This is a genomic window from Streptomyces sp. O3, from assembly GCF_054788135.1.
The window spans coordinates 14,999-27,288 of sequence record NZ_JBTVYK010000001.1 but is presented as its reverse complement, the minus strand read 5'-3'; the positions used below and the strand labels follow the sequence as shown (position 1 = coordinate 27,288).

The window sequence follows — 12,290 nt, the reverse complement described above, 5'->3', positions numbered from 1 at the left end:
CCGCCGACACTGACAGCGGGCGCGATCTTTGTTCAGCAGGCCGTTCAGCAGGCCGGTCAGCAGGCCGCGAGCACCCGCGCCGCGCCCGGCACACAGCGGGCGGTCAGCGGCAGCGGGCCGAGCGACTCCCCGTCCGCGTACCCGGTGAGCCCCGGCGCCTCCAGCGTGATCGAGGCGACCCGGTGCACGGTGACCTTGGGGTGGTCGAGGTGGGTGCCCCGGTACACCTGCGGGAAGACCCGCAGGAGCGTGCCGCGGCCGCAGTCCCCGACGACGGTGACGTCGAAGAGCCCGTCGGCCAGGTCGGCGTTCGCGCAGATCCGCATGCCGCCGCCGTACGAGGCTCCGTTGCCGACGGCTATCAGTGTGGCGTCGATCTCCCGTACGGGCCCGTCGTCGAACCGGACGCGGTACGGGACGGGCCGGAAGGCTGCGAGCTCGGCGAGCATCGCCAGGTCGTAGCGGAAGCGTCCGGCGGGCCAGCGCATCCGGTTGCCGCGGTCGTTCACGCGGGAGTCGAATCCGGAGGCGAGTACGGTCCCGAACCACCGCTCGCCCACCCGCCCCAGGTCGACGTCCCGGATCCGGGCGCCCTTGAGCGCGTCGGCGGCGACCCGTGTCGCCGCCCCCGGATCGCGCACCGGCAGGCCGAGGGCGCGGGCGAAGTCGTTGCCGGTGCCGACGGCGATCACGCCCAGCGGGGTCCGGGTGCCCGCGACCGCCTGCAGTCCGAGGTGCGCCATGCCGTCGCCGCCCACCGTGACGAGCGCGCCGGTCCCGGCGGCCACGGCGGCGCGGGCCCGGCGCAGCGCGTCGTCGGGGTCGGCGCCGACGAGGGTGCGTACGGAGAACCCCGCGGCGCGCAGCGCGGAAGCGGCCGGGTGCGCCGCGCGGGCGCCCCGGCCGCGTCCCGCGGTGGGGTTGACGAAGAGGGTGATCTCACTGGTCACGGCCGGACCCTACAAGATCGCCTCAGGTCACGTCGTCGAAACCGTTCATCCGGTGGTCGCCGCCGGACTTCGACTGTCCGGGCACCGTGTGGCCGCCGGACAGCGGCTCGGGCCCGCCGACCGGCTCCGGCGTCAGGTCCAGGTCCGATGCCTCGTCGTCGCTCAGCTCGGGGTCCGCGCGGCGGCCCTTGCGGCGGTCGTTGAGCAGCGAGAAGCCCACCGCGCCGAAGTACAGCAGGACCATGGGGATCGCGAGCGCGAGCATCGACAGCGGGTCGGTGGGCGTGACCATCGCCGAGAACACGGCGATGCCCAGCACCATGCCGCGCCACCAGCCGAGCATCCGTCTGCCGCTGATCACTCCGCCGAGGTTGAGCAGGGACAGCACCAGGGGCAGCTGGAAGGCCAGGCCGAAGGCGATCACCAGCTTCACCGACATGCCGATGATGTCGTCCACGCTGATGTAGTTCTGCGCGCCGTCGACGCTGAACTCGAGCAGCACCGGAACGGCCAGCGGCAGGATCACGTACGCGAGGTACCCGCCGAGCAGGAAGAGCGGGGTGCCGATCCCGACGGTCCACAGGGCGTACTTCTTCTCGCTGCGGTGCAGACCGGGGGCGACGAAGGCCCACATCTGGTACAGCCACACCGGCGCCGCCGCGACCAGCGCGGACACGACGGCCACCTTCACATACGTGGCGAACGGGGAGGTGATGCCCGTCTGCGACAGAATGGCGCATTTCCCGTCCCGTGCCGCCGCCTCGGCCTCGTTCACGCACCGGGGCACCGGCTCGCTCAGGAACCCGGCGATGTCCTTGGCGAAGAACAGCGCCACGATCGCCAGCGGCACGATGGCGATCAGCGATTTGAACAGCCGGTTACGCAGCTCGCGCAGGTGTTCCACCAGGGGCATCCGCCCCTCGGGGTCCTTGGGCTCCTTGCGGGCGGACTTGAGCAACCCACGTCCTCGTCTTAGGGGGTGGCCCGCCTACGGCGGCGGCCACCCGGATGCCTGCGGAAATAAGGTGGGCTCAGCCCTGCGCGCGCTTCGGCTCGTCCACCGGACGCGCGCTGGTGACGTCGCCGGGGGCGGCCTGGATGGTCCTGGGCTGGGCCTCGTCCGACGACGACTCCGCCTTGCCGCCGTCCGCACCGGCGGCGGACGAGTCGGTCTTCATCGCGGCGGCCTCGCTCTTGAGGATGCGCGCGGACTTCCCGAGCGAACGGGCCATGTCCGGCAGCCGCTTGGCGCCGAAGAGCAGGAGAACGATCCCCAGGATGATGACGAGCTGCCAGATACCGATCTGACCCATGAGTGCCTACCTTCTCACCGAGACCTGTGGACAATGGATGCGACCATGAGGACCACTCCCGAGGCTCGCACTGGTCAGCAATCGTAACGTGCGGCGGTAAACGCCTGGCAATGCCCGTACATACTCCCGTTGTCGGGCCCGGCCCCAGGCGCCCGCCCCCGGCCCTCGGAGGGGCGGTCGCCCTCGGGGGAGTGCTGCGGTCAGCGCGGCGTCTCGCCGGTGCGGGCCAGGTCGGACGCGGCCTGCTCCAGGTTCTGCGCCGCCCGGTTGATCTGCCGCGCGGTGGCGTCGACCTGCCTCCCCAGCCGTCTGACCTCCAGGAACACCCGTACGGCCAGCACGCCGAGCACGGCCGCGCCAAGGAACCCCAGGGCTATCGCGATCATGGGCCAGAGCATGCGGGCCAGCCTAGACCGTGGAGTGCAGACGCAGCGTCCGCACTCCACCGCCGGTGAGCAGTTCCACGATCCGTTCTCCAGCGGGTTTCCGGACCGGCGCGGCGCATTCCGGACAGGTGAACGAGTAGAACGTGGTGCGCGGGCTCGCTCCGATCGCCAGCCGCAGCGCACCGGCGGACAGCTCGAAACGGGCCCGGCAGTCCGGGCAGGCGGCCCGGAACAGCACCGGCGCCGACGACCTGGCGAGCTCGGCCACCTGGGACACGGCAGACATGTTCACGCCCCCTCTTCCCGTCCGTCGTACGCGGTTTCCCCTCCGTCGTACGCGGCGAGCGCCTCCCGTGCCGCCTGCCGCGCGCTGGCCGCGAGCCCCTCCGGCGACACGATCCGCCCGTCCGGGCCCAGCCGCAGCGCCAGTCGGCGCAGCGAACTCGGATCGGGCGTGCGCAGGGTGATCCGCAGCCCGCCGTCCGGCAGCTCGTCCGCGCTGTCGTGCGGGTAGTACTCGGCCACCCAGCGCCCGCCGGGCCCCACCTCGACCACCACCTCGGGGTCATCGGCGGACGGCTGCACCAGGCCCTCGGACAGGTCGCGCAGCTCCAGCTCGGGCGGGGCGGCCGGAGCGTCGAGGATACGGATCTCGGCGACCCGGTCGAGCCGGAAGGTGCGCCGGGCCTCCGACAGGCGGCACCAGGCCTCCATATAGGTGTGCCCGACCGCGAACAGCCGGATCGGGTCGACCTCGCGCTCGGTCAGCTCGTCCCGCGTCGGCGAGTAGTAGCGCAACCACAGTCTGCGCCGCTCGGAGATGGCCCGGTCCACCTCGGCGAACACCCCGCCCTCGGACTCGAAGGTCACCGACAGCCGGTCGCTGGCCCCGGCCGTGTCACCGGCGGCCGCCTCCAGCTTCGCGGTGGCCCGCAGCAGCGCCTGCCGGTCGCCTTCCCGCAGTCCGGGCAGCGTGGCCACCGCGCGGGCCGCCACCAGCAGCGCCGTCGCCTCGTCGGCGGCCAGCCGCAGCGGCTCGGCGACATCGTCGGGGTTGTGCCACCAGATCCGCTCGCCGTCGGTGTCGATGTCCAGCAGATCCCCGCCGCGGAAGCTGGTCCCGCACAGCGGCAGCACATCGAGATCGGAGATCAGCTCGTCCTCGCTCACCCCGAAGGCTCGGGCGACATCCCCGATCCGGGCGCCGGGGCGCTCCCGCAGATACGTCACCAGCGACAGCATCCGCCGCGTCTGGTCGATCGCGTTCGTGGCCATCTTCCGTCTCTCCCTCAGCCCTTGGCCACGGCACGCAGCCGGTCCACGACATCGGCCCGCAGCTCGGCGGGCTCCAGCACCACCACATCGGCGCCGAACTCCACCAGCCAGGCGTCCAGACCGTGCCCGTACGGAATCTCCAACTCATCCCATCCGCCGCCCAGTTCCCGCACCGAGGCAGCCCGCGCGCGCAACGGGTACCCCGCGCCCGCACGCAGTTCGATCCGCGCCGTACGGTCGGCCCGCTCGCCCGCCCAGCTCGCGACGGTCTCCCGTACCCGCACCACGTCCGGCACGTCGGCGGTGAACTTCCCGGCGCGGGAACGGACCTTGCCGGTGATCCGGGAGAGCCGGAAGACGCGCTCCGCGCCACGGTCGCGGTCCCAGCCCGCCAGATACCAGTGGCCGCGCCAGCACTCCAGCGCCCACGGCTCCACCTGGCGCGCCTCAGGCCGGGCCGCGGTGGCCTTGCGGTAGTCGAAGACGACCGGGCGGCGGTCACGGCAGGCCAGCATCAAAGGCTCGAACGCCGCCTCGTGCACCGGGATGCGCGGCTCCAGCGCGCTGTGCGCCTCGCCCGGACCGTCCTCTTCCGGCATCCCCGCGGCGCGCAGCTTCTGCAGCGCCCCGCTGGCCGCACCCGCCAGTCTGGCCTGCTGCCACACCTTGGCGGCCAGGCCCAGCGCGGCGGCCTCTTCGGCGTCCAGAGTGACCGGCGGCAGCCGGTTGCTGTCCCGGCGGGCCAGATAGCCGACCTCGCCGTCGAGGTTCTCGACCGTCTCGATGACCAGGCCGAGCTCGCGCAGATCGTCCTTGTCCCGCTCGAACATCCGGTTGAAGGCGTCGTCCTGCTCCGCCTCCAGATAGGCCTCGATGGATCCGCGCAGCTCACGCTTGCTCAGCGGCCGTCGGGTCCCGAGCAGACACAGCGCCAGATTCATCAGTCGCTCTGCCTTGGCAATCGCCATCGACGCCCTCTCCACCCTCCCACACGTGCTGCTCTACGACCGTTGACCGTACCGCTCCACGGTCGCCTGGCAAAAGCCGAGGGCCCATGCCGGTCGGCATGGGCCCCGCAACGCGTCAGGCCGGACCTCGGTCAGGCCCTGATCAGCTCTCGGTCAGATCGAGACCAGGTCGCAGACGAAGATCAGCGTCTCGCCCGGCGCGATCCTGCCGCCGGCGCCGCGGTCGCCGTAGGCCAGGTGCGGCGGGATGGTGAGCTGTCGGCGGCCGCCGACCTTCATGCCCTGCACACCCTGGTCCCAGCCGCTGATGACCTGACCGGCGCCCAGCTGGAAGGCCAGCGGGGTGCCGCGGTTCCAGCTGGCGTCGAACTCCTCGCCGGAGGAGAAGGACACGCCCACGTAGTGGACCTGGACGCTGTCGCCCGCCTTCGCGACCGGGCCGTCGCCCTCCCAGATGTCCTTGATCTCAAGGTCCTTCGGGGGCTCCCCGCCCGGAAAGTCGATCTCGGGCTTGTCGATGTTCTTCACGTCACTCGCTCCTGCTTGTCCTGCTGGGCAACCGGGACAGTCTCGCAGATCCGCCGCTACATCTTGGCCAGGATGTCCACCGAGAAGACCAGCGTCGAGTTCGCGGGGATGCCTTCCTTCTTCTCGTCCCCGTAGCCCAGGTCCGGCGGGACCACGATCAGCACCCGGCTGCCGACCTTCTTGCCGGTCAGCCCCTGCGACCAGCCCTTGATCACCTGGTTGAGCCCGAACTGGGCCAGCTGGTCACGCTGGTACGAGGCGTCGAACTGCTTGCCGCCGTCCCACAACACGCCCTTGTACTGCACCAGGACGCCGTCCGTGGCCTCCAGTTCCTCGCCGTCGCCCTCCAGGACGTAGTTCGCGACCAGCTTCTTCGGCGCGTCCTTCTCCGGGACGTCGATCGACGGCGCCTTGCCGTCGGTGTTGGCGCCCACCTTCGGCAGGTCGATGTCGTCCTGCGCGACCTCCGTGCCCTTGACGGAGCTCTTGCCGTTGAAGGAGTCCACGATGTCCACGACGAACACCAGGGTGTCGGTGCCCTTGATCCCCGCCTGCGGCTGGCCCTGCTCGCCGTAGCCCAGCTCCGGCGGGATCGCCAGCTCGACCCGGCTGCCGATCTTCTTGCCGACCAGCCCCTGGTCCCAGCCCTCGACGACACGGCCCACGCCGATCTGGAAGACGGCCGGGGCGCCACGGTCGTAGGAGTCGTCGAACACCTTGGCCGTGTCCCAGATCTGGCCGAGGTAGTCGGCCTGCAGGTAGTCCCCCTTCGCCACCTCCCCGCCGTCGCCCGCGATCACGGTCTCGACCTGGAGGTCGGAGGACGGCTCGCCCGACCCCTTGGCCACAGTCGGCTTCTCGCCGAACTTCACACCCTTGGTGATCTCCGGCAGGGAAGCGGACTCCACGGTGGGCTCGGCCGTGGTCTTGACGCTCTTGTCGCCCTTCTCATCGCCGCAGCCGGCGAGCGCCAGCAGTCCGGCGGGAACGGACAAGAGCAGGGAACGTCGGCGCACGGCGGGCCTCATCATCGGTCGATCTTGCGGGGTCGGATGCCCGCAACTCTACGACGCGCACCGGGCGCCGTACGACAGGCGTACGGCGCCCGGTGTCGCGCTCGCTCGGCCCGCCTCACATCCCGGCGATCAGCTTCTCCACCCGGTCGTCCACCGACCGGAACGGATCCTTACACAGCACCGTGCGCTGTGCCTGGTCGTTGAGCTTCAGGTGCACCCAGTCGACCGTGAAGTCACGGCGCTGCTCCTGGGCCCGGCGGATGAAGTCGCCGCGCAGCCGGGCGCGGGTGGTCTGCGGCGGCACCGACTTGCCCTCGAAGACCAACAGGTCGTTGCAGATCCGGGCCGCCTGCCCCTTTCTCTCCAGCAGGTAGTACAGACCACGGCGGCGGTGGATGTCGTGGTAGGCGAGGTCTATCTGCGCGACCCGCGGGTGCGACATGGTCATGTTGTGCTTGGCGCGGTACCGCTCGATGAGCTTGTACTTCATGACCCAGTCGATCTCGGTGTCGATGCGGTCGAGGTCCTCCTCCTCGATCGCCTCCAGCGCACGGCCCCACAGTTCCAGCACTCGCTCCACCGTGCCGGTGCGGATGCCCCGGCGGTCGACGAAGTCCACCGCCTTCTCGTAGTACTCGCGCTGCACGTCCAGCGCCGACGCCTCCCGGCCGCTGGCCAGCCGCACCTTACGGCGGCCGGTCGTGTCGTGACTGACCTCGCGGATGGCCCGGATCGGGTTCTCCAGGGTCAGATCGCGCATCACCGTGCCCGCCTCGATCATCCGCAGCACCAGATCGGTCGCGCCGACCTTCAGCAGCATGGTCGTCTCGGACATGTTCGAGTCGCCGACGATGACATGCAGCCTGCGGTACCGCTCGGCGTCCGCGTGCGGCTCGTCGCGCGTGTTGATGATCGGCCGGGAACGGGTGGTCGCCGACGAGACCCCTTCCCAGATGTGCTCGGCACGCTGGCTGACGCAGTACACCGCGCCCCGCGGGGTCTGGAGCACCTTGCCCGCGCCGCACAGCAGCTGACGGGTCACCAGGAACGGGATGAGAATGTCCGCGAGCCGGGAGAACTCCCCGTGCCGTGCCACCAGATAGTTCTCGTGGCAGCCGTAGGAGTTCCCCGCCGAGTCGGTGTTGTTCTTGAACAGGTAGACGTCGCCCGCGATTCCCTCCTCGTGCAGGCGGCGTTCGGCGTCGACGAGCAGGCCCTCCAGGATGCGCTCGCCCGCCTTGTCGTGGGTGACCAGCTCGGTCACGTTGTCGCACTCGGGAGTCGCGTACTCCGGATGCGAACCCACGTCCAGGTAGAGGCGGGCGCCGTTCCGCAGGAAGACGTTGCTGCTGCGGCCCCATGACACAACACGGCGGAAGAGGTAGCGCGCCACCTCGTCAGGAGACAGACGGCGCTGTCCCCTGAACGTGCACGTGACGCCGTACTCGTTCTCCAGCCCGAAAATGCGGCGGTCCATGACTGAACATTACGCCTGACGGCCCGCACTGAAACCGGGTTCGACAGCACCGTTTCGATCACTTTCGGACGACCCGGCCACGCTGGCCGTGCGAACCGGGGCCGACAGCACCCGAACGGTCGCCATCAGAACCAGCGACGCGGCCACTCCCCCGCCGCCCGCGACCACGAATCCCCACGCGGTGCCGCCGCCCTCGATGGCCGGGCCCGCCGCGCCCGTACCCACCGCGGCCCCTACCCCGAACGTGGTCACCAGCCAGGAGAACGCCTCGGTGACCGTCCCCGTCGGCGCGTGCCGGTCCACCACGATGAACGCGCACGCCAGCGACGGCGCCAGGAACACGCCCGACAGGACCGCCAGCGCGCACATCGCCAGCACACCCGGCGTCAGCGCCAGCGGCAGGTACCCCAGCGCCAGCAGCCCCACCAGCACCCGCAGCCGCCGCTCCGGCACCCCCGGCCAGTGCCGCGCCCCGTACAGCACACCGCCGGCCAGCGCGCCCAGGCCGAGCGACGCCATCAGCCAGCCGTACACCGCCTCGCGCCCCTGGTCGTCCGCGTAGGCCACACCCGCCACCGTGATCGAGCCCAGCGCCAGGCCCACGAAGAAGAACGCGCCCAGCAGCGCCAGCAGTCCGGGCGAGCGCAGCGCCCCGAGCCAGTGCGCCGCGCGCGGGGCCGAGCGCCACGCGCGCGACGGGCCCGACACCACGACCGATACCGCGCCCGCGACCCCGATCACGTTGATGATCAGCAGCGCGGCGGCGGGCGACCACAGCGACACCAGCAGGGTGACCAGCAACGGCCCCACCGTGAACAGGATTTCCTGCGCCACCGCGTCCATCGCGTACGCCGTGTGCACCCGGTCCTCGCGGCCCAGCACGCTGGGCCACAACGCCCGCAGCCCGCCCTCGAGCGGCGGCGTGAAGAACCCCGCCACGCCCACCGCCGCGTAAGCGAGCGGCAGCGCGCCGATCCCGGCGAGCGCGAACACCGCCATCCCCGCCGCCGACACGACGGCCACCGGGAACATCACCCGCGGCTGCCCCCGCAGATCGACCGCGCGGCCGAGCAGCGGCTGCCCCAGCGCCATGGCGAGCCCGTAGACCGCCGCCAGCGCGCCCGCGAGCGTGTAGCTGCCGCCCTCGGAACGGGTGAACAGCACGATCGCGATATGGCCGGTCGCGCTCGGCAGCCGTCCGACCAGCGTTCCGGTGAGCAGCCTGGCCGCATGGCGCGTCCGCAGCAGGTCCACGTATCCCGCGACCATTCTCAGGCCCCTCTCGCCCACGCCGGTCACTCACACCGAAGTTTTACGTATAACGTCTGCTGTCATACGTACCATGACCCCAACCATCGGGTCCACCCCACCAGACCCCCGCCCCCCTCCGCGGGCACCCCGCGGGACGAAAGGAGCCCCCCGTGGCACGGCCCACGAGCAAGGACGTGGCCCGCGCCGCCGGAGTCTCACAGGCCGCCGTCTCGCTCGTACTCGGCGACAAGTGGCGCGGCCGCGTCTCCGAGCGCACCGCCGAACGCGTCCGGACCACCGCGCGCGACCTCGGCTACCGGCCCAACCTCGCCGCCCGCAATCTCCGCCTCGGCACCACCCGCACCGCCCTGCTGGTCGTCCCCGCCCTCACCAACGACTTCTTCGCCCGCGTCTACACCGGCGCGGCCCGCGTCGCCGCCGCCCACGACTTCGGCGTCGTCCTCTATCCCTCGCCCGAAGGCGTCGGCCCCGCCAAGGACCCCTTCGCCTCCGCCCGCACCGCGCTGGACGGCGTCATCGCCTCCTCCATGGCCGCGGGCGCGCTCACCGCCATCCGCGGCGCCGACCTCCCCCTCGTCATGCTGGACAGCGACCCCGCCGACCCGACGCCCGCCGCCCATGTCAACGTCGACCTCGCCGACGGCATGCGCCAGGTGACCGAACACCTCCTCGCCCTCGGCCACCGCCGCCTCCTCCACCTCGCGGCCGACGTCGACTCCTGGACCTTCCACGTACGTGCCCGGACGCTCACCGAGACCCTCGCCGCCGCCCCCGACGCCACCGCGCGCACCGCCCACGCCGCGCTGGCCGTGCACCAGGCGCGCGCCACCGCGGAACACGCCCTCACCGCGCCCGGCCCCCGCCCCACCGCCCTCATCTGCGATGACGACATCATCGCTGCGGGCGCCGTCAAGGCCGCCCGCCGACTCGGCCTGCGGGTGCCCCGCGACCTGTCCGTCACCGGCTTCGACGACCTCACCCTCGCCACCGCCGTCGACCCCGAGCTCACCACCGTCCGCCTGCCCGCCGAGCGCGTCGGCGAACGCGGCATGCGGGCCCTGCTCGCCGTGCTCGACGGCGACGCCCCCGCCCCCGATCCGCTCCCCGTGGAGCTCGTCGTACGGGACTCCACAGCGCCGCCGCCCCCGCGCTGACCCGCCCGGCGCCGCCGCCGACGCCGCCCCGGCGTGACGCACCGCGCCCCCGTGCCGTACCGGACGACACGGGGGCGCGCGATGACGCGAGGGAGCGGGGTCGGGCTACTGCTCGCCCGTGCCGCTCGTCTCGCCGGGCTCCTCGTCCGTGTCCGACGGGGCCTCCGTCGGCGCGGCGGCCGGAGCCTCCACCTCCAGCAGACGGCTCAACTGCCGCCCCACGATCCGCTTGAACTTCCGCTGCTGCGGGCGCGTACGGTCCAGCACCGCCACCTCAAGGCGCTCCGCGGGGATCTCCCGCTCGCCGCCGTTCGGCTCGCGCGACAGGGCCTGGACCGCCAGCTGCAGCGCCTCCGCCAGGCTCATGCCGTCCCGGTGGCGCTGATCGAGGAAGCCGCTGATCTGCTCGGCGTTGCCCCCGACCGCCACCGCGCCGTGCTCGTCGACGATCGACCCGTCGTGCGGAAGCCGGTAGATCTGGTCGGCCGCCGCCTCCGCGCCCACCTCGGCGACGACCAGCTCCACCTCGTACGGCTTCTCGGCCTGGCTTGAGAAGATCGTCCCCAGCGTCTGCGCGTAGACGTTCGCCAGGCCACGGGCCGTCACATCGTCACGGTCATAGGTGTATCCGCGCAGATCCGCGTAACGGACGCCGCCGATCCGCAGGTTCTCGTACTCGTTGTACTTGCCGGCGGCGGCGAAACCGATCCGGTCATAGATCTCGCTGAACTTGTGCAGCGCACGGGACGGGTTCTCACCGACGAACACGATGCCGTCGGCGAACTGCAACACAACAAGGCTCCGGCCTCGGGCGATTCCCTTACGGGCGTACTCCGCCCGGTCCGCCATGGCCTGCTGGGGTGAGACATAGAACGGCGTCGACACCGGCTATCCGTCCCTTTCTGTCAGTGACAAGTGCATTCCGGACTCCGCGACCGCGCGGCCCGTCAGAGCAACGCGGCGCGCGGACCGTCAGGCTGCTCAAGGCGCCCCTGAGTGATCTGGCGGGCCAGCTCGGAGGACTCCTCCTCCGACAGCCTCCGGAAACCCTCATCCGTGATCACCGTGACGATCGGGAAGATGCGACGCGCCATATCCGGACCGCCCGTCGCCGAGTCGTCGTCCGCGGCGTCGTACAGCGCCTGCACCACCAGTGTCGTCGCCTGCTGCTCCGTCAGATCGTCGCGGTACATCTTCTTCATCGACCCGCGGGCGAAGATCGAGCCCGAGCCCGTCGCCGCGAACCCCGGCTCCTCGGAGCGCCCGCCCGTCACGTCGTACGAGAAGATCCGGCCCTTCTCACGGTCCAGGTCATACCCCGCGAACAGCGGCACCACGGCGAGCCCCTGCATCGCCATACCCAGGTTCGAACGGATCATCGTGGAGAGCCGGTTCGCCTTACCCTCCAGCGAGAGCTGCGCACCCTCCACCTTCTCGAAGTGCTCCAGCTCCAACTGGAAGAGCTTCACCATCTCCACCGCGAGCCCGGCCGTACCCGCGATCCCCACCGCCGAGTACTCGTCGGCCGGGAACACCTTCTCGATGTCCCGCTGCGCGATCATGTTGCCCATGGTGGCCCGGCGGTCGCCGGCGAGCACCACACCGCCCGGAAACGTCACCGCGACGATCGTCGTCCCGTGCGGCGCCTCGACCGTGCCCTGTCCGGGCGGCAGGGCACGGTTGCCGGGCAGCACGTCCGGCTGGTGCTCGGCGAGGAAGTCCACGAAGGACGACGATCCCGGCGTCAGGAAGGCAGCTGGTAGACGCCCGGTGCTACGAGGATTGGCTTCCACGAGTTTCCTCCCAGGTATGCGATGGCCCGTCTCAGCGCGTCCGGGTCATCCCCCAACTCACCGATGGCCGAATTGCAGTTGAAGCACAGTACGCCACGGACCCTACCCGTCGCGTGGCAGTGATCCACATACGCGGAGGGGCCGATGCCCCGGACCCC

At 71.2% G+C, this 12,290-nt stretch carries 14 protein-coding genes and 1 pseudogene; 1 reads left to right on the top strand and 14 read right to left on the bottom strand.

All coding sequences use genetic code 11. The features are described from left to right. Positions 1-56: 56 nt before the first annotated feature. The 11 genes from ACX6XY_RS00140 to ACX6XY_RS00090 form a co-directional block, all read right to left on the bottom strand. Positions 57-950: a diacylglycerol kinase gene (locus ACX6XY_RS00140; protein ID WP_460324881.1), complete on the bottom strand. Its 894-nt coding sequence runs from the start codon at positions 948-950 to the stop codon at positions 57-59. Between the two features lie 22 nt (positions 951-972). Continuing rightward, complete coding sequence (gene tatC / locus ACX6XY_RS00135; protein WP_460324878.1) at positions 973-1,908, bottom strand: twin-arginine translocase subunit TatC; 936 nt, start codon at positions 1,906-1,908, stop codon at positions 973-975. A 73-nt stretch (positions 1,909-1,981) separates the two neighbouring features. Next, complete coding sequence (gene tatA, locus ACX6XY_RS00130) at positions 1,982-2,263, bottom strand: Sec-independent protein translocase subunit TatA (protein ID WP_460324875.1); 282 nt, start codon at positions 2,261-2,263, stop codon at positions 1,982-1,984. A 200-nt stretch (positions 2,264-2,463) separates the two neighbouring features. After that, a complete protein-coding gene (locus ACX6XY_RS00125) occupies positions 2,464-2,661 on the bottom strand; it encodes a hypothetical protein (protein WP_460324872.1) in 198 nt (65 codons plus the stop codon). A 10-nt stretch (positions 2,662-2,671) separates the two neighbouring features. Further along, a complete protein-coding gene (locus ACX6XY_RS00120) occupies positions 2,672-2,935 on the bottom strand; it encodes a hypothetical protein (protein ID WP_460324869.1) in 264 nt (87 codons plus the stop codon). Between the two features lie 2 nt (positions 2,936-2,937). Beyond that, positions 2,938-3,924 carry a helix-turn-helix transcriptional regulator gene (locus ACX6XY_RS00115; protein WP_460324867.1) on the bottom strand — a complete coding sequence of 329 codons (987 nt, stop codon included), beginning with the start codon at positions 3,922-3,924 and terminating at the stop codon, positions 2,938-2,940. A 14-nt stretch (positions 3,925-3,938) separates the two neighbouring features. Next, positions 3,939-4,892, bottom strand: coding sequence for a helix-turn-helix transcriptional regulator (locus tag ACX6XY_RS00110; protein ID WP_460324864.1), 954 nt, complete (start codon positions 4,890-4,892; stop codon positions 3,939-3,941). Between the two features lie 153 nt (positions 4,893-5,045). Beyond that, positions 5,046-5,420 carry an FKBP-type peptidyl-prolyl cis-trans isomerase gene (locus ACX6XY_RS00105; protein ID WP_460324861.1) on the bottom strand — a complete coding sequence of 125 codons (375 nt, stop codon included), beginning with the start codon at positions 5,418-5,420 and terminating at the stop codon, positions 5,046-5,048. Between the two features lie 56 nt (positions 5,421-5,476). After that, a complete protein-coding gene (locus tag ACX6XY_RS00100; protein ID WP_460324858.1) occupies positions 5,477-6,436 on the bottom strand; it encodes an FKBP-type peptidyl-prolyl cis-trans isomerase in 960 nt (319 codons plus the stop codon). A gap of 115 nt (positions 6,437-6,551) precedes the next feature. Beyond that, a complete protein-coding gene (pafA, locus tag ACX6XY_RS00095) occupies positions 6,552-7,913 on the bottom strand; it encodes a Pup--protein ligase (protein ID WP_460324855.1) in 1,362 nt (453 codons plus the stop codon). Between the two features lie 9 nt (positions 7,914-7,922). Then, complete coding sequence (locus tag ACX6XY_RS00090; protein WP_460324852.1) at positions 7,923-9,182, bottom strand: MFS transporter; 1,260 nt, start codon at positions 9,180-9,182, stop codon at positions 7,923-7,925. 152 nt (positions 9,183-9,334) lie between these two features. Here ACX6XY_RS00090 and ACX6XY_RS00085 point away from each other — a divergent pair, with 152 nt between their 5' ends. Next, a complete protein-coding gene (locus tag ACX6XY_RS00085; RefSeq protein ID WP_460324849.1) occupies positions 9,335-10,339 on the top strand; it encodes a LacI family DNA-binding transcriptional regulator in 1,005 nt (334 codons plus the stop codon). A gap of 105 nt (positions 10,340-10,444) precedes the next feature. Here ACX6XY_RS00085 and prcA read toward each other — a convergent pair whose 3' ends face one another. The 3 genes and pseudogenes from prcA to ACX6XY_RS00070 form a co-directional block, all read right to left on the bottom strand. Continuing rightward, a complete protein-coding gene (prcA, locus tag ACX6XY_RS00080) occupies positions 10,445-11,224 on the bottom strand; it encodes a proteasome subunit alpha (RefSeq protein ID WP_460324847.1) in 780 nt (259 codons plus the stop codon). Positions 11,225-11,286: 62 nt separating this feature from the next. Then, positions 11,287-12,132, bottom strand: coding sequence for a proteasome subunit beta (prcB, locus tag ACX6XY_RS00075; RefSeq protein WP_460324845.1), 846 nt, complete (start codon positions 12,130-12,132; stop codon positions 11,287-11,289). Beyond that, a pseudogene (locus ACX6XY_RS00070) lies at positions 12,084-12,272 on the bottom strand (endonuclease VII domain-containing protein); the annotation flags it as partial. The gene prcB and the pseudogene ACX6XY_RS00070, both read right to left, overlap by 49 nt. Positions 12,273-12,290 lie beyond the last annotated feature (18 nt).

Bases quoted from the DNA above. Each gene is read 5' to 3' on its own strand.
- tatA (WP_460324875.1), bottom strand. From the start codon at position 2,263: ATGGGTCAGATCGGTATCTGGCAGCTCGTCATCATCCTGGGGATCGTT.
- ACX6XY_RS00125 (WP_460324872.1), bottom strand. From the start codon at position 2,661: ATGCTCTGGCCCATGATCGCGATAGCCCTGGGGTTCCTTGGCGCGGCC.
- ACX6XY_RS00120 (WP_460324869.1), bottom strand. From the start codon at position 2,935: ATGTCTGCCGTGTCCCAGGTGGCCGAGCTCGCCAGGTCGTCGGCGCCG.
- ACX6XY_RS00115 (WP_460324867.1), bottom strand. From the start codon at position 3,924: ATGGCCACGAACGCGATCGACCAGACGCGGCGGATGCTGTCGCTGGTG.
- ACX6XY_RS00110 (WP_460324864.1), bottom strand. From the start codon at position 4,892: ATGGCGATTGCCAAGGCAGAGCGACTGATGAATCTGGCGCTGTGTCTG.
- pafA (WP_460324855.1), bottom strand. From the start codon at position 7,913: ATGGACCGCCGCATTTTCGGGCTGGAGAACGAGTACGGCGTCACGTGC.
- ACX6XY_RS00090 (WP_460324852.1), bottom strand. From the start codon at position 9,182: ATGGTCGCGGGATACGTGGACCTGCTGCGGACGCGCCATGCGGCCAGG.